Here is a 16,274-nt window from a genome sequence, read left to right as displayed (position 1 = left end):
GATGCAAAGGTTTAGTTTTTTAGGTTGAGGTCAAACGTTGTGTTTTCCGGATTTTTACTGTAGCGCATGGGTCATTTATTCAGCAAATCGAACATCTCTTGTAAGACCTGCTTATCGTCAAATGCCCCCCGCACGCCTTGAATTTCTTGGTAAGTCTCGTGGCCCTTGCCGGCTACCAGCACGATGTCGCCGGGCTGCGCTAAGGCAACGGCCGTTTTGATAGCCTCGCGCCGGTCGGGAATGGTCAAGACTTTACCTAAATCCTGCGCTTGCACGCCAGCCTGCATTTGGGTTAGGATAGCATTCGGATCCTCGAAGCGCGGATTATCAGAGGTGAGTACCACGCGGTTGGAGCCTTTGGCAGCCAAGTTGGCCATCACGGGGCGCTTGGCCGCGTCGCGGTTGCCACCGCAGCCCACCACCGTAATTACCTGCTGACTCGGTTGGCGAATCTGGGCAATGGTCGAAAGCACATTTTCCAACGCATCGGGCGTATGAGCGTAGTCTACAATGCCAGTCACGCGGGTGCGCTCCGCTACAATAGGCTCAAAACGGCCCGGCGCCGATGTCAGACCCGACAGTACAGTAAGTACTTCGGTTGGGTCTTCACCAAGTAGCACCGCTGCGCCATACACGGCCAACAGGTTGTAGGCATTAAATACCCCAATCAATCGAAACTGCACTTCCCGCCCATCTATTTCCAGATGCAGGCCGTGCACCGCGTTTTCCAACAGCTTCGCCCGAAACGTAGCCAGGCTACGCAACGAGTAGGTTTCGCGGCGGGCGGCAGTATTCTGGAGCATTACTGGGCCACGCTTATCATCGGCGTTGGTTAGCGCAAAGGCATCTTTACCCAACTGATCAAAGAAGCCTTTTTTGGCCTTTAGATACTCATCAAAAGTGCCGTGGTAATCGAGGTGGTCATGGGTAAGATTAGTAAAAATGCCCCCCACAAAACGCAACGCCGTCGTGCGATGCTGCACAACTGCATGGGAGCTAACCTCCATAAATACGTAAGTGCAGCCCGCCCGCAGCATCCGGGCTAGCAGCTCATTTAGCCGAATAGCATCGGGAGTAGTGTGGGTAGCGGGAATTACTTCCTCGTCAATCTGATTCTGAACCGTGGAGAGCAAGCCCACATGGTAGCCTAGCTCCCGGAACAGCTTATGCAGCAGCGTAGCGCAGGTGGTCTTACCATTGGTGCCAGTCACGCCTACGAGTTGGAGCTTGCGCGAAGGATGGCTATAGAAAGCAGCAGCCATGTGAGCCATAGCCTCGGCGCTATTAGGCACCTGCACGTAGGTTGTGGCCGGGTCGAGGATGGGGGGCAAATTTTCGCACACCACGACCGCCGTACCTTGAGCCACAGCTTTATCAATGAACTGGTGACCGTCGGTTTGGGCGCCGCGCAGGGCAAAAAACACCATGCTCGGCCCGGCCTGCCGCGAGTCTAGCGTGAGGCCCTGCACGACTATATCGGTAGGGCCATGCTGGGCCTGCACCGTTACGGCGGCTAGCAAATGGGCCAGTGGGTGCGCTATGGGAGTTGAATTGGTCAAGGTATTCGGGGTGCTGTTTGTGCTAGTGAAGGCTGCTGATTAATACCTTCTTCTTATCCTTACCGACTTCTGGCTTTTTGGCTTCTACTGGCTCCGATTCTTCTTCTCGAAGCTTCTTTTTCAGTTGCTCTTGGCGCAGCAGTAGCTTAGCTCGTGCTTTGGCTGGGTCCGGATCGGCGGGAGTGAGCAGCTTGTTTTCAACCAGTTTGGTGGGGGCCGGCGGAGGCTGCGGCTTCGTGCCCGCCATCGCACCAATGGGTTGCAACTCCAAAGTCACCAGGGTGCCGCGCCGCAAGGGCGTGCCCGCCGCTACCGACTGCCGGTTTACGCGTCCGCTACCTAGGGCTCGCACGCGCAGCCCGCGGTTTTCAAGTAAAAACAGCGCGTCGCGCAGAGTCATACCGCTTACGTCAGGCACTTGGCCGCGACGCACAGGCTGGACTTGCCACGCCAACGAGCGCGTATTCGTATCGGCCCGCACCCATTCTTCACCCGCCGCTTGCGACTGCTGGTTCACACCCAGCTTTTCGCACACCAGCGTTAGCTCGTCCTGCAAACCTGCTTTTACTACAGGCACCTGCGTTTTATTCAGCGGCACCCGCGCCAATAAGGGGCGCTGGCTGGCAATGTCGCGGGCCATTGCTTTGTCGGCCACCTCGCGGAAAACCGGCGCAGCTACATCAGAGCCATAGATACGGCCCCGTTTTGGCGAATCGACCACCACGATGCAGCTATACTTAGGCTTGTCGGCGGGGAAATAGCCGCAGAAGCTGGTGGAGTATGTGCGGGTGTACTGGCCATTCTTGAACTTCCAGGCAGTGCCCGTTTTGCCCGCAATGCTGAAGTCGTTCGATTTGATGGCTTTGGCCGTGCCTTGCAGCACCACGCCTTCCAGCATCGCACGCACTTTGCGCAGGGTTTCCTCCGAGCAGATTTTGGGGTTCAGAATTTTGGGCTCAAACTCCTCAATCACCTTATCAGCCTGCCGAATTTCCTTTACGATGATGGGCTGCACCTTCACCCCATCATTAGCAATGGCATTGTAGAAAGCCAGCGTTTGCAGGGGGGCTAATTTCAACTCGTACCCAATGCTCATGGTGGTAAGAGAGGTGCGGCTCCAGCTCCGATCGGTAGGGTCTTTCACGTAAGGCCGCGCCTCGCCGTGCATCTGGAAGCCCAGCGGTTTGTCGAGCCCAAACCGCTTGAGGTAATCGGTGTACTTATCGGGCTTTTGCTGAAAATGGTCATGGACCAGTTTTGCTACCCCAATATTCGACGATTGCTCAACTACCTTCTGCACCGAAATCTTGCCGTTGGCGTGCGAGTCGGTTTTCACGGCCCCACCGATGTACATACGACCGTTACCGGTGTCTACCATGTCGGTCAGCTCCAAGTCGGGGTTGTCCTCAAACAAGGCCATCATCGACGCCAACTTGAAGGTAGAACCTGGCTCAGTACGACCTTGGTCAGCAATGGCGTAGTTGTAATCTTCGCGGTACACGCCATCGGCCGCTTTGCCTAGGTTAGCTACAGCTTTGATTTCGCCGGACTGCACTTCCATCAGAATCACGCAGCCATATTGCGCATCATTATCCACCAACGACTTGTAGAGGGCGTTTTCAGCCACGTCCTGTAAGTTGATGTCGATAGTCGTCTTGATGTCGTAGCCGGGCAGGGGCTTTATTTCGGTACCATCATAAATGGGCTTATTGCCTCCTGGTAGACGCTCAAATAATGCTTCACCGTCTTTGCCGGCGAGTTGGCTGTTATAGGTAAACTCTAAGCCTGCACCGTTTTTATCTTCATTCAGAAAGCCCACGGTACGCTGGGCCAAGCCACCGAAGGGCCGGAAGCGCTTGTCAACCTTCTCGAAGATGACGCCTCCCTTATTCTTGCCTGCCCGAAAAATGGGCCACTGGGCCAGCTTCTTCTTGTCTTGATAATTGATTTGCCGCGAATTCAACCGCAAGTAGCGCACGGTCTCTTTCGAGTTTTTGGCATTCATCAGCTTGCGCTTGTACTCTTTGGCCGAACGGTCGCCGAAAAACTGCGATAAAAGCAAAGCCAGCGAGTCTACATTGCTGCGGAAGAGCTGCTTATCGACCACGCTTGGGTCCCAAGCCACGCGGTAAAATGGCAACGACGTGGCCATAATACTGCCGTTGTCCGATAGAATAGTACCGCGCGTAGCAAACACGGGCTGATACACTACCCGACGCTCCTGCTCTAGCGCCCGCCACCGGTCGCCTTCCTTAAACTGGATTCGGGACACCTTCCACACGATAGCCGCTGAGAATAGGCAGACGCCCAAAAACGCCAGCCGTACGCGGGTAACGATGGATTTTTTAACGTTGCCTTTCAAAGTATTCCGTGTGTATTGCGTTTAATTAAGTACTTAGGGGCTTTTTTACCCCCGCCACATCATAATCCAGGCTAGTGCCCGAAGCTGTTGTTCCTACTCTTCGACTTCGGTTGCTACTTCACCCTCTGCCAGCGCCACTGAATCAGCGACGACAGTGGCCAATGAATCGCGTACGGCCCGTGCTGCCAACGAATCGGCCGTGATGATGGGGAGTTTATCTAATTCCGCCTCGTCGAGACGGCCAGCGGGCACGGTGATGCGAAACGGCGGCGATGAGCTTTCCACCAAGCCGTAGGCGGCCACCTTACGAGCTACTTCGCTCTGCTTGCTGGCCTCCATATAGTCAGATTTCAGGGTGGTATAGTCAGCCCGTAAATCCTCTGTTTCCAACTTCAGCTTCTGAATGTTGCGGTTCATGCGGTAGCCGTAGTGCGTATTACCGATGTAGAGCAAGGTTAGGAACATGATAAACAGCACGTGCGGCAGATAGCGCACCGGCAGACCTTCTCGAAACAGGCCATCCATGCGCGTGATGCGCTCCAGCAGCGTAAATACGCTCCAGGAACTACGCGGCCGGGTAGGGCGCGGGGCGCGAGGCGCCTCTTCCTCCACAGGTTCTGGCTCTGGTTCATGCACCGGAAGTGGCTCGGGCTCCGGTGCTGGGGGGGCAATTACCGGCCGGGGCACGTTGGCGCGGGGCGTCGCCACAGGTGGTTTGATCGTATTTATAGCCATAACAACTCAACTCTTAGCTTTTTCCTGACTCCGCTCCGCGATGCGCAGCTTAGCACTGCGGGCACGGCTATTCTCGGCTACCTCTTCCGCCGATGCTTCCACCGGACGGCGCGTAAGCACGGTGAAGGGCGTATGTTGGTGGCCATAAAAATCCTTCTCGACATCGCCGAAGAATTTGCCCTTCGCCATAAAGTTCTTCACCAGCCTATCCTCTAACGAATGGTAGGACATGACCACCAGCCGACCGCCAGGCCGCAGCACCTGCGCCGTTTGCACCAGCATTTCCTGCAAAGCCGTCAGCTCATCGTTCACCTCGATGCGCAGGGCCTGAAATACCTGAGCCAAATACTTGTTCTCCTTGCCGCGAGGCGTGCAGGGAGCAATTGCTTTTTTCAGTTCACTGATGGTCCGAACAGCTTGTCCGCGCCGGGCCGTCACAAGGGTATTGGCTAGCGTGCGGGCGTTGGTCACCTCGCCGTACATTCCGAAGATGCGGTGTAATTCCGCTTCCGAATACTCAGCGACCACCTCGGCAGCCGTGCGGTCGGCCTCAGGATCCATGCGCATATCCAAAGGACCATCAAAACGCGTACTGAAGCCGCGCTCAGCGGTATCAAATTGGTGCGATGACACGCCTAGGTCAGCCAGAAGTCCATCGACGGGTAAGGCACCGTGAGCAGCCAGTTCCTGCTGTAAGTCGCGGAAGTTGGCGCGGATGAACGTAAAGTTTGGGCCAGCCAGAGCAGCGGCTTCGTGCTCGGCATCGGCGTCCTGATCGAAGCTGTAAAGGTGACCGGTAGTGAGTTTTTCCAGAATGGGCCTAGAGTGCCCGCCGCCGCCAAACGTGACGTCTACGTAGCGGCCGTCGGGCTTAATATCAAGCGCTTGCAGGCACTCGGCCAGCATCACGGGGCGGTGGTACACCGAGCCGTTGGTGGGCTGCGCGGTACTCATGCGGCCAGTTGCCCACCGGGGGGCGTTTCGGTGGACAAAAACTTTTGGGCTAGTTTGGAGAAGCTCTGTTGGTCTTTAATCAAGAACTCATCGTAGCGCTCCGGATCCCAGATTTCGCAGCGGTTACCCAACCCCACGATAATGGCTTCCTTTTCAATGCCGGCGTAGCGCAGCATAGTGCGCGGCAGCATAAAGCGGCCAATGCTATCAAAATCTACTTCCGTCATGCCGCGAAAGAAGTTGCGCTGAAACTGCCGGTACTCCTCGTTGAACTCATCGAGAGCCATCACCTTATCATGAATGATGCGCCATGCAGCACGCGGGTACAGTACCAGGCAGGGCTCAAAGCCGCGTACCAATACTAACTGATTGCCTGATGCCTCCGGCAGATTCCCCTTCACTTTGGCGGGCAGCACCAAGCGCCCTTTCGGGTCAAGCTTGCACTCATATTCGCCAGAGAGGAGATTCATAGGGGTAGATCAGGCCAACAAGCCATGAAAGAGGGAGGTTAGCAAAAGTACAGATTGCCTATGAAAAGGCAACCACTATTTACCATTTTCTACCACATCTTAAAAAGCCTTTTTTAAGATACTGAGGGCCTTTTTTACAATCTAAAATCGATTTTTGTGAGAAGAGTGGTAAACGGTGGTAGAAGTTTTGCCAAAATGTCAGGCTCCGTTTTGGCGCGACTCGCAAGCATATCCGCTGCAGCGGATTGCTTCCCTCATGCTTACTCTTCAAATCCTTTATCTACTTCTGCATCAAGGATTGCAGCGTGCAGACGCGCATACAGGCGCCCTCTATCTGCACCTTTTCTAGCGCATTTTGCAAGCTTCATATCGTATCTTTGCACTCGTGAAGCGCCCACTTACACATCGGATTTTTAGCGGTCTGCTGGCCCTGCTCATCCTCGCCGCATCGGTGGGGCTCACGGTGCAGCGGCGTACTTGCCACATTAGTGGGAGGAGCACGGCTAACTTCACCTTTAGTGCAGCCGTTGATGCGTGCCAGCCGAGCAACGAAGCGCTCCATTGTAGCGTCTCCGCTACCTCGCAGTGGCGGCAAGCCTGCTGCGACCTTGCCACCGATTTACACAAGCTAAGCGCACCCGCTCCCGCCACGCTGGGGGGCAAATTTCTGGCTGGTCTGGCCATTAATACGTGGGCCACTTCCTCCGTTTGGCCACCTGTTCCGGATGCACCTCTGCTGGCGCAAGCAGCTTACCGCTGGTATGCTAGCGACGCCTCGCCTCCACCCCGAGCAGGCCGCTTACTGCTCGCTTTTGGCTGCATTTTGGTAGTATAAAGTCTCTCCTATTCTCTGGCCTAGCTGAACTGTATCGGCTTAGGTGTGCGGATCATTTGGCTCCGCCATTACTTTAGGAAATACTTCTACCTCTTTCTGTCATGAATTTCTTTTCAGGGCGCAACTTACTGGCGCTGGGGGGCTTTTTGCTACTCTTCAGCCAACCAGTGGCCGCCCAAACTCCGGCCAGCTTGCCCATACGTGGGCAGGTGACCGACGCCGCTGCCGCGGCTCCATTGCCCGGCGCTGTAGTACGCTGGCTCGAAGAGCCCGCGGGTGCTACCACCACCGATGCGGGGGGCATTTTTAGCATCCTGCGACCCGCCCGTGGTGCCTCTCACCGTCTTATTATTCAAGCCTTAGGCTACCGGCCCGACACGGTTATTGTAGGAGCCACGGAGCAACTCTTTGTGCGGATGGCCCTGCGCCGCTCTGCCGAGCTAGGCGAGGTGCGCGTAGAAGAACGAGCGCCTTCTTACTCCGGCATTACTCCTACCAATACGCAGGTCATTACCAGCCGCGACCTAACTAAGTCGGCCTGCTGCAACTTGGCGGAGAGCTTCGAAACCAACGCCGCGGTTGAAGTTTCGACCACCGATGCAGTATCGGGTGCCAAGCAGATTCAGCTATTAGGCCTGGATGGGGCTTATTCTCTGCTTACGGTAGATAATCTGCCAGCGCTGCGTGGCCTGGCTACGCCGTATCGACTAAGCTATCTGGCGGGCCCCTGGATCGAGAGTATCGACATTATCAAGGGCATGGGCTCGGTGGTCAACGGCTACGAAAGCATGGCCGGCCAGGTGAATGTGCGCCTGCAAGATCCCGCCAAAACCGACCGTTTGCTCTTCAATGCGTACGTCAACGACCTCGGCAAATTCGATCTTAATCTCAACCTCTCGGCCCCCGTCAATAAGAAACTCAGCACGGCTCTCCTCCTCCACTCCGACCACCTCGGCCGCCGCGTCGACCGCAACAAGGACAACTTTCTGGATTTGCCTTTGGCCACTCAGTACAACGTGTTCAATAAGTGGAAATACCAATCGGGCAACGGCATTGTGAGCGAATTGGGGCTTGGTGCTCTGCGCGAAACCCGCCAGGGCGGACAAGTTGGGTTTCGGGAAGAAGCGGGCAACCCTTACTACGGCACCTCTCTCCAGACGGATCGCTACACGGGCTTTTCCAAAACCTCTTACACTTGGCCCGGCCGGCCCTATCAGAGCTTAGGCCTGCTGCTAACCGCCACCGATCACGCTTTTGATTCACAGTATGGTCGCCGCACCTACGATGGTCGCCAGCGTACGGGCTTGGCTACTCTGCTTTTCCAAAGCGTACTGGGCAATACTGCCCACACCTACCGCGTGGGGCTGAGCTATCTGCACGATAATTATCGGGAAGTATTATTACAACCTGATTACGCCTCTGCGCCCTCTGAAACGGCCGCCCAGCGCTATCAGCGCGAAAATCGGAGTCGCCAGGAACGGGTGCCGGGTGCCTTCGCCGAATACACGTATCAGAATGCTCGTAACCTAACTGTGGTAGGTGGCCTGCGCCTCGACCGTCATAACCTGTACGGCTGGTTCCTGACGCCCCGCCTCAATATCAAGTACGACGCCACCAAGAATACCGTGCTGCGCTTAGCCGGTGGCTCCGGTTTCCGCACCGCCAATCCCATTGCCGAAAATACGGGTATGCTGGTTAGTTCCCGCGACTTTGTGGTGTCTAATAACCTGCGGCCGGAGCAAGCCTGGAACGTGGGGGGCAGTTTTACCCAATACTTTACGCTACTGGGCAAGCCCGCTACCTTCGTAGCCGACTATTACCACACTGAGTTTCAGAACCAAGTAGTAGCCGATGCCTATTACTCGCCCTATCAGCTAAATATCAGCAATCTGCTGCCCGGTGGCCGCTCTTACTCACGCAGCTTCCAGGCGGAGGTGCAGGTAGAGCCAGTGAAGGGTTTGGAGGCTAAAGCGGCCTATAAATATCTGGATGTGCGCACCGATTACACAGGTCAGCTATTGGCCAAGCCGCTCACGTCTCCCCATCGCATTTTCGCTAATATCGGTTACGCCACTGCCTTTGATAAGTGGCGCGCCGACCTGACGATGCAGGGTTTCGGCAAGCGCCCCTTGGCTATGAGCCCGGGCGTGGAAGGACAGCATAGCGGGCACGTGCCAGGCGAGCCGCTGCCCATGGCGCCACGCTTTGCCTTGTTCAATACTCAGGTTACCCGCGCCTTCAAGCACTGGGAAGCCTACGCTGGCGTTGAGAACTTAACGAACTATCGCCAGCGCAACCCCATTATGGGAGCCAATGACCCATTTGGGCCGAATTTTGACGCAGCTATGGTCTGGGGACCAGTTTATGGTCGACTCACTTACGTTGGTTTTCGCTTCCGGCTGGAGTAGTTAACCGTCGACCTACTGTTAGAGATAATAAAAGCCCCCAGCAGCGTAAAACCTTATTATTTACTTCAAAAACAACCTTCGCATGAAAAGCCTTAAGTCCATCCTCTTCACTTTCCTGTTAGTAGTCTTAGCGCCGCTGGCCCACGCCCAAACGAAGGCACCCGCCAAGGTAAAAGCTGACGCTACGGCCCAGATTGCGCTTAAGACATCCGCCGTGTGCGACATGTGCAAAACCCGGCTCGAGAAGGCACTAGCTTACGAGAAAGGGGTTCAGGCAGCTAACCTCGATGTACCTACTCAGATGCTCACGGTTACCTACCGCCCTGATAAGACCAATCCTGCCGCCCTGCGCACGGCTGTACAGCGCACCGGCTACGACGCCGACGCCCAGCCCGCCGACACGCGCGCCTATGATAAACTGCCTGAGTGCTGCAAAAAAACCAACGCTGTTCATAGCGACGGGGCAAAACACTAGCCTGATGCAATCAACTAAAAAGCCCGGACCAGAAATGGCCCGGGCTTTTTAGTTGAGCTAAACTTTAGAACTACTTCATAGACTTTTTAAGATCTGAGCCTAACATATAACCTATCATAGACAAAAGCTAAAAATGTATGCTCCGGGAACGTTGCAACTTTTCCGGCAATACTTACAAACTGAGAATCTGTCTAAATAAGGCTTATCATTTTTTTATTATGCATTTAATAGATCAAGAAGGGGCAAGAGTAGATCAGCAGGCACTTTTTCTGGTTGAGTACTGAAAGATGTATACCAATGCTATTCCTAACTATCTAAATCTTATTATATTCACAGCCTACTAATTATCAAATTTCCATTTATGAAGATCAGTTGTCTGCTTCTCGACGATGACCCGCTGGTGCTGGAGTTGTTGCAGGCGTATATAGCCATGACGGATATATTGGAAGTCAAGGCCGTATTTACCGATCCGTTGGAGGCCCACAGCTACCTTACCAGCCACGATGTGCAGGTGCTGTTCTCTGATGTTACGATGCCTCACCTCAGTGGCCTCGATCTGGTACGAGCCCTACGTCAGCCGCCACTGGTAGTCCTGATGACTTCCTTTCCGCAGTACGCTATGGAAGCCTTTAACCTCGACGTCATTGACTTCTTATTAAAGCCTATTTCCCTCGATCGTTTTTTGCGCTCTGTCAGCAAAGCAGTAAGCTTAATTCGCAATTCTTCGTCGAGCGAAGCTGAGATATACGACCAGATTCTGCGCCCGGGCTCCTTCTTCATCCGCACAGATTCCCAGTTTGTACGCCTACACTACCGCGACGTACTGTACATGGAGGCCCTTAAGGACTTCACTAAGATTAATACCGCCGACGGGCGCACTCATTTAACACTGGTCAACCTCAAGAATTTGGAAGAACAATTACCCACTGGCATGTTCGTGCGCACCCATCGCTCTTACCTAGTCAATGCCAACCATATCGAGTCGGTAAGCACCCATGAAGTGCGCGTTGGTAGCCATTGCCTCCCTGTAGGGCAAACGTACCGGGAACGCCTGACGGAGGGTGTTATCGGCCGCTCACTTATCCGGCGGCAACATTAGGGTTCCGACTAATTCCGAGAATCTGAGTTGAGGCGGGCAAAGTGAACCGGAAGATACTGCCCTGCCCTACCTCACTCTCAAAGCTAAGTTTGCCGCCGTTGCGCTCCACAAAGTCTTTGCAGAGCAGCAGGCCCAGACCAGTACCTTTCTCATGGGCCGTGCCGAGCGTAGTATGAGGTCCGCCCTGCCCAAAGATTTTCTCCCGATCGGTAGTGGAAATGCCCATCCCTGAGTCGGTGACCGTAATTTCCCACATAGTGCCCAAGGGCTGCGCTGCTACGGTTACGGTACCAGCAGCAGGTGTAAACTTAATGGCATTCGCCACCAGATTGCGCAGCACCAATCGAATCATGTTCAGGTCGGCGTGCACTACACAGGGCTCCTCGACGTGGTTTAGCAAGTAAATTCCTTTTCGTTCGGCATCACTGAGCAGTAGAGATAGGGTTTCCTCCACAGCCTCATCAAGGTATACGGGCTCAAGCCGAGTTGCTTCGCCCCCCATCTGTGCCGCTGACCAATTCAGCAGGTTGTCGAGCAGGCTCAGAGTAGTATCCAGCATTCGGCTAAGCCGTTCGGAGTGTACTGCAAGCCGCTCAGGAGGCAATGCGCCCATGTTGAGTAGGGAAAGCATGGAATACAAAGACCCCAGCGGGCTGCGCAAATCATGCGAAATCACGGAGAACAACGTGTTTTTGGTTCGGTTTAGCTGTCCTAATTCATCACGTTGAGCCTGGATATCTACGTTCTGCTGCTGCAGCAAACTATTGAGGCGGCGATGGCGGCGACGACTACGATATAATACCCCAGCCAGCACAATCAGCACGGCTGTTCCGGTCAAGAGCACATCACGCAACAGTTGCTGACGGCGCAGCTGGCTGGCCTGAATTTGCCGGTCTTTAGTCAGTAACTGAATTTCGCGCTCCTTCTTTTCAGTTTCATAGCGCGTCTGTAATTCGGCTACCTGCGCTGAACGTTGCTCGGCAAATACACTATCCTGCAACGCAGCATAATGACGCAATGCATCCAGACTCAATGAATACTGGTTGTCGCGCTGGTACAGGTTTGACAGCGACTGATAAATGCTACTCACCCGGCTAAGCGCGCCTGCCTGCCGGGCCAAGGGCAAAGCTTGCTTTAGGTAAGCGCTGGACCGCTCATGATTGCCAATTGAATCGTGGGCAGTGGCCAAGGAGTGCAGCAGGTCGGCGGTATAGCCTGGAGCCGTGGTGGGGGGCAAATTGGTAAGCGCCTGGGTATAAAATCCCATTGCCACTTCCTGGTTGTTCATGGCCTGATATACCTGCCCAATGCTGGCAAGCGTTTGGCCGGTGCAGGCGCTATCCTGATACTCTAACGCCTTGCGGTAAGCACGTTGCAGATGATAAAGGGCGCGGCTGTAGTGGCGCTGTTGGCGGTGTACATGGGCCATATTGTTCATGGCTACCACCGTCTGGTACTCGTTGCCAGCCTTTTGCCAAGCTACTAGCGCCTGCTCGTGGTTTTTCAGGGCTTGGGGCCATTTGGCCTCGCTGGTATATAAATGCCCTAGTAATTCATGCCCATGAGCTACGCCAGCTAGGTTCTGAAGGACAGTAAACGATTTCAAAGCAAGCAGATATGTTTCGCGGGCCTTGCCGGTATCGCCTTGGCTAAACTGGGCACTACCTAACGCATACCGAACGGTGGCGGCTTTATCCGAATTACGCGTCCGTACATAGTAGCGTAGCGCGGCAGCGAAGTGTGGCTCCGCCTCATCATAGCGGTGCAAGGCTTCTAGAGCACGTCCTAGCTGCAATTGCGCAACAGCAGTCTGGGGGGCATTTTTAACTTTCGTAGCAGCTTCTAAAGCAATTTTGGCCTGCTTCAGAACGTGAAGTGGATCGGCTACAGTAACTGGGTGACTGGCTTGCTGATGCTGTTGGGCAAAGGTAAGAGGTGTCGGATTTGACGCATACGCATACACTGTAGTGTCCAAGCTGGCACCAATCAACAAGACGAGAATGACCCTACTTGCGCAGTTAATTGAGAGTCCTAATAGTAGGTTTGCTTCCCACCTTGTCCACAGTGAACCCGCCATACTCAGACAAGCCTGCGCTTGTTGAGCCCGGCGGGCACAAGTAGTGATTAAAGCCCTGAAAACGGTGGTAACTATCAAAACGTCAACCTGAAACACTATATAGTGACAAGTTGGTATTTTTTTAGTTATGAAAAAATATTAAGAGATATCTATCTACTATAAAAGAACGATTCAACCTAAACAGGGCCCATTTTGGTCCATTACTGAGTAAAACTATTTTATTTTTAAATATAATTATTCTTATTACAACATTCCAAATACGAACTAAATAAATGCTCAACACTGACCCTGATGTAGATAAAATACTAATGAGCAGCAGTCTCTTTCGCCTGCCACAGCCGCCACCAAGGCAAATAGGGCTGGTCGTGGTGTTCGTAGTGATAGCCGAAAAAATAACAGCTCATGAACGCCCACAAATGATGACGAAACTGACTGCGGGATTTATGCAAGTTGTGCTCGGCGTGCTCGCCGCGGTGGGGCAGATACGTACCAAAAAAGAATAGCTGCACCGTAGCCAGAATAGCCGGCACCATCCAGAAGGCAATGACATTCGCCTGCGGGAAAAATAGCTTTAACACATTGTAGGTTACCGCCATCAGCACAATCTGCCACCATGTGACGTAATTCCAGGCAAAGCGCGCCAGCCAGGGCAAAAAACCTGGGTGATGACCATCGTGAAAATCGGGGTCATCGTGGGTGCCCACATGGTGGTGATGCTGGTGATGCTTCGGCAGCATCCGAGGAAACCAGTTGAAAGCAAATAGCAATGCAGCCACAGTGCCCAAGCCATTATTCAGGCGTTTATCAGCGCTTACCACGCCATGCATTGCATCGTGGGCGGTGATAAATAGGCCCGTATACAAATGTGTTTGGAGCAACAGCAGTAAGTACGGCCACGGCGTGCGCCAATTAGGCTCGTAAAATGCCAGCAGAAACGTTAATAAAGCCCCCCAGCTCAGCATAATCACCCCAGCAACGAGCACACCCTTATTGCCAACTGGCGCAGGTTTGAGGCGCGTAGTAGCTGCGGAAGGATGAGCGGTTGCTGTTGTATGCATCAGGTGTCACTAACGTTGTATGAAGGATGTCCGCGCTTACCAACGCGAAGCATCTTAAAGAGCAAATACTACTTTATAATTCCGTTGTTGTCAGGCTCAGAGCGCCAACAGAGCGTCGCGTACATCTTCCATGAGCCACATGGGCGTACTGGTAGCCCCACAAATACCAACTGATTGGCCTGGCTCAAACCAACTGGCACAAATTTCTTCCACTTTCGAAATAAAGTGGGTTTGAGGATTGGTATCCTTGCAGACTTGATAGAGCACTTTGCCGTTACTGCTCTTCGTGCCCGACACAAATACAATTTGGTCGAACTGGGCGGCAAACTTACGAAGGTCCTTATCCCGGTTGCTCACCTGCCGACAGATGGTATCGTTGGCATTGATGGCGTAACCTCGCTCTTCCAGTTCGCCCTTGATGCGGTAAAAGCTGTCGGTGCTTTTCGTGGTTTGGCTGTAGAGCGTGATGTTGGGGGGCAATTCGTGGCCCAACAACTCGTCTAGGTTTTCGAAAACGACGGCGTTGCCGCTGGTCTGGCCCAGTAAGCCGCGCACTTCAGCGTGACCATGCTTGCCGTAAATGAATATTTTTTCCTGCTTATCGTAGCTGGTTTTTATGCGGTTTTGCAGCTTCAGCACCACCGGGCACGAAGCGTCAATCAAGGTCAGATTATTTTCTAAGCCTGTTTGGTAAGTACTGGGTGGCTCGCCGTGGGCCCGAATCAGTACTTTCTCATCGCGCAATTGCGCCAGGGTATCATAGTCGATGATGCGCAGTCCACGCTCTTCCAGGCGCTCTACTTCCTCGTCATTGTGCACAATGTCGCCTAGGCAGTATAAGTAGCCCTGTTCTTCCAGGATATCTTCGGCCATTTGGATGGCATAGATAACACCGAAGCAAAAGCCAGAGTTAGGGTCGATACGGACGCTCAGATGGTGCGGCATAAATCGGTAACCATGAAAATGGCCGGAAGGTTATCGGCCGAAAGGTGCCCTGCTGATATGGTAAGCAATAAGTTAGGCTTGTAGTTCAGCTTACAATGCATAGAAGCTGATTATCTGTCTTCTACAAGTTCTTAAATCCAATGTTTTCTTCAAAAGGAAAATAACAAGATTAAGCAGTCATGCGCGTTAGAAGGCGGCGGGTGATGTAGCTTTGAGCGCTGATTCAGCTGAACCCTCGCCATCCTACGACCCTTCCCTCCTACTGCCTCTTGGTTCGCTCCTTGTTTTCCCTCACCCTGCTACAAGTAATAGCATTCGTTTCGGCGGCCTCAGCGCTCTGTTGCACCGGCACTACCGATTCCGATATGTCTGCCAGCCATGCCATTAGCGGCAGCGTTACTAACCTGCGGAATGCTCGCGGCACCTGCTATGTATCGCTTTACAACCGCAAAGAAGGGTTTCCGGGCAAGAAGTCGATAGCGACTCAAAAAGTGCAGTTAACGGCTAAGGAGTGCGTTTTCATCTTTGAGAAGCTGCCTAAAGGCGACTACGCCATAGCGGCCTACCACGACGAGAACAACAACGGCCGTCTCGACACCAATTTCATCGGTATTCCTACCGAGGGCTTCGCGTTCTCCAATAACCCAAGTGCTGCGATGGGCCCGCCGTCTTTTGCCGAAGCAAAAGTAGTGGTGCATAGCAGCCGCGTGAAGGTGCAGCTAACGATGAAATATTAGAATCCGATACTAAGCCGTCAGTTGCTCTAGCTCCTGAGCCTGTTCCGCACTCACGTGACCGCGGCCTATTAGGAAGTTACGCACCGTATTGAAGGCCTCCGCATCAAGACCCGACTGCGGATGCTGCCGCAACGCATCCAGCAGATACTGTCTATCTTCCTCTACGTGAGGGCTCAAACCTAGGAAAGACGGAATGTTGCTTTCTACACTAAAACGCAAAAACCGCACTTCGCTATTATTAGAGTCAGCAGCGGCGGCTTGCTCAAATATGCGGGCGGCGGCCTGCGCGTACGTTAGCTTGTTAAACATGGACGCGTCGCGGGCCCTGATGGCCTCAGAAGCCGCTTTATAAGCCAGCGGTAAGGCGTCGTTGCCCTGGTAGTTATTCATGAGCTTATAAAACTTTTCACCGGCGGCTTTATCGGCGGCGGCTTGCTCATAGTGGCTGCGTAGGGTAGCGAGGTCGTAAGAAGAATCCATGGAAGGTGGGTGGGATGCTGGGTTGTGGTTTAGGATTGTCTGAAAAAGCCCCCCAACAGTTGGCTGGGGGGCTTTTTTTA

At 53.7% G+C, this 16,274-nt stretch carries 14 protein-coding genes; 5 read left to right on the top strand and 9 right to left on the bottom strand.

Annotated elements, in window-relative coordinates:
- Positions 1–71: 71 nt before the first annotated feature.
- The 5 genes from G7064_RS17610 to mraZ form a co-directional block, all read right to left on the bottom strand.
- Positions 72–1,559 (bottom strand): UDP-N-acetylmuramoyl-L-alanyl-D-glutamate--2,6-diaminopimelate ligase, encoded by a 1,488-nt coding sequence (locus G7064_RS17610; RefSeq protein ID WP_410505508.1) that lies wholly within the window; start codon positions 1,557–1,559, stop codon positions 72–74.
- Positions 1,560–1,581: 22 nt separating this feature from the next.
- The gene (locus tag G7064_RS17605) at positions 1,582–3,921 is read right to left on the bottom strand and encodes a penicillin-binding protein (RefSeq protein ID WP_166074601.1); all 2,340 of its coding nucleotides are present in this window, start codon (positions 3,919–3,921) and stop codon (positions 1,582–1,584) included.
- A 93-nt stretch (positions 3,922–4,014) separates the two neighbouring features.
- The gene (locus G7064_RS21970; RefSeq protein ID WP_205711134.1) at positions 4,015–4,656 is read right to left on the bottom strand and encodes an FtsL-like putative cell division protein; all 642 of its coding nucleotides are present in this window, start codon (positions 4,654–4,656) and stop codon (positions 4,015–4,017) included.
- Positions 4,657–4,662: 6 nt separating this feature from the next.
- Positions 4,663–5,610: a 16S rRNA (cytosine(1402)-N(4))-methyltransferase RsmH gene (rsmH, locus tag G7064_RS17595; RefSeq protein ID WP_166074600.1), complete on the bottom strand. Its 948-nt coding sequence runs from the start codon at positions 5,608–5,610 to the stop codon at positions 4,663–4,665.
- Positions 5,607–6,080, bottom strand: coding sequence for a division/cell wall cluster transcriptional repressor MraZ (gene mraZ / locus G7064_RS17590; protein ID WP_166074599.1), 474 nt, complete (start codon positions 6,078–6,080; stop codon positions 5,607–5,609). The genes rsmH and mraZ overlap by 4 nt, the downstream gene beginning before the upstream one ends.
- Positions 6,081–6,465: 385 nt before the next feature.
- Here mraZ and G7064_RS17585 point away from each other — a divergent pair, with 385 nt between their 5' ends.
- The 4 genes from G7064_RS17585 to G7064_RS17570 all read left to right on the top strand — a co-directional run bounded on the left by G7064_RS17585 (position 6,466) and on the right by G7064_RS17570 (position 10,897).
- On the top strand, positions 6,466–6,915 hold the full coding sequence (locus G7064_RS17585; RefSeq protein ID WP_166074598.1) for a hypothetical protein: 450 nt from the start codon (positions 6,466–6,468) through the stop codon (positions 6,913–6,915).
- Between the two features lie 101 nt (positions 6,916–7,016).
- Complete coding sequence (locus G7064_RS17580) at positions 7,017–9,323, top strand: TonB-dependent receptor plug domain-containing protein (RefSeq protein WP_166074597.1); 2,307 nt, start codon at positions 7,017–7,019, stop codon at positions 9,321–9,323.
- Between the two features lie 82 nt (positions 9,324–9,405).
- On the top strand, positions 9,406–9,798 hold the full coding sequence (locus tag G7064_RS17575) for a heavy-metal-associated domain-containing protein (protein WP_166074596.1): 393 nt from the start codon (positions 9,406–9,408) through the stop codon (positions 9,796–9,798).
- 361 nt (positions 9,799–10,159) lie between these two features.
- Positions 10,160–10,897 carry a LytR/AlgR family response regulator transcription factor gene (locus tag G7064_RS17570; protein WP_133273619.1) on the top strand — a complete coding sequence of 246 codons (738 nt, stop codon included), beginning with the start codon at positions 10,160–10,162 and terminating at the stop codon, positions 10,895–10,897.
- On the opposite strand, the gene G7064_RS17565 is transcribed toward G7064_RS17570, so the two are convergent.
- From G7064_RS17565 to G7064_RS17555, 3 genes are all read right to left on the bottom strand, one after another.
- Positions 10,878–12,872, bottom strand: coding sequence for a tetratricopeptide repeat protein (locus G7064_RS17565; protein WP_166074595.1), 1,995 nt, complete (start codon positions 12,870–12,872; stop codon positions 10,878–10,880). The two genes, G7064_RS17570 and G7064_RS17565, sit on opposite strands and share 20 nt — an antisense overlap.
- A 407-nt stretch (positions 12,873–13,279) precedes the next feature.
- Positions 13,280–14,032 (bottom strand): fatty acid desaturase, encoded by a 753-nt coding sequence (locus tag G7064_RS17560; RefSeq protein ID WP_166074594.1) that lies wholly within the window; start codon positions 14,030–14,032, stop codon positions 13,280–13,282.
- Between the two features lie 96 nt (positions 14,033–14,128).
- Positions 14,129–14,977 (bottom strand): 4-hydroxy-3-methylbut-2-enyl diphosphate reductase, encoded by an 849-nt coding sequence (locus G7064_RS17555; RefSeq protein ID WP_133273622.1) that lies wholly within the window; start codon positions 14,975–14,977, stop codon positions 14,129–14,131.
- A gap of 269 nt (positions 14,978–15,246) precedes the next feature.
- On the opposite strand from G7064_RS17555, the gene G7064_RS17550 reads away from it, so the two are divergent.
- A complete protein-coding gene (locus G7064_RS17550) occupies positions 15,247–15,714 on the top strand; it encodes a DUF2141 domain-containing protein (RefSeq protein WP_166074593.1) in 468 nt (155 codons plus the stop codon).
- 9 nt (positions 15,715–15,723) lie between these two features.
- Here the strand turns inward: G7064_RS17550 and G7064_RS17545 are convergent, their stop codons facing one another.
- On the bottom strand, positions 15,724–16,194 hold the full coding sequence (locus tag G7064_RS17545; RefSeq protein WP_166074592.1) for a hypothetical protein: 471 nt from the start codon (positions 16,192–16,194) through the stop codon (positions 15,724–15,726).
- Positions 16,195–16,274: the final 80 nt, after the last annotated feature.

Origin of the sequence: Hymenobacter sp. HDW8 (assembly GCF_011305775.1) — a bacterium.
Classification (GTDB): domain Bacteria; phylum Bacteroidota; class Bacteroidia; order Cytophagales; family Hymenobacteraceae; genus Hymenobacter; species Hymenobacter radiodurans.
Note: the sequence above shows the minus strand (reverse complement) of the source record. Positions and strands in the feature narration are given on the sequence as shown.

Bases quoted from the DNA above. Each gene is read 5' to 3' on its own strand.
- G7064_RS17560 (WP_166074594.1), bottom strand. From the start codon at position 14,032: ATGCATACAACAGCAACCGCTCATCCTTCCGCAGCTACTACGCGCCTC.
- G7064_RS17570 (WP_133273619.1), top strand. From the start codon at position 10,160: ATGAAGATCAGTTGTCTGCTTCTCGACGATGACCCGCTGGTGCTGGAG.
- G7064_RS17580 (WP_166074597.1), top strand. From the start codon at position 7,017: ATGAATTTCTTTTCAGGGCGCAACTTACTGGCGCTGGGGGGCTTTTTG.
- rsmH (WP_166074600.1), bottom strand. From the start codon at position 5,610: ATGAGTACCGCGCAGCCCACCAACGGCTCGGTGTACCACCGCCCCGTG.
- G7064_RS17555 (WP_133273622.1), bottom strand. From the start codon at position 14,977: ATGCCGCACCATCTGAGCGTCCGTATCGACCCTAACTCTGGCTTTTGC.
- G7064_RS17545 (WP_166074592.1), bottom strand. From the start codon at position 16,194: ATGGATTCTTCTTACGACCTCGCTACCCTACGCAGCCACTATGAGCAA.
- G7064_RS17575 (WP_166074596.1), top strand. From the start codon at position 9,406: ATGAAAAGCCTTAAGTCCATCCTCTTCACTTTCCTGTTAGTAGTCTTA.
- G7064_RS21970 (WP_205711134.1), bottom strand. From the start codon at position 4,656: ATGGCTATAAATACGATCAAACCACCTGTGGCGACGCCCCGCGCCAAC.
- mraZ (WP_166074599.1), bottom strand. From the start codon at position 6,080: ATGAATCTCCTCTCTGGCGAATATGAGTGCAAGCTTGACCCGAAAGGG.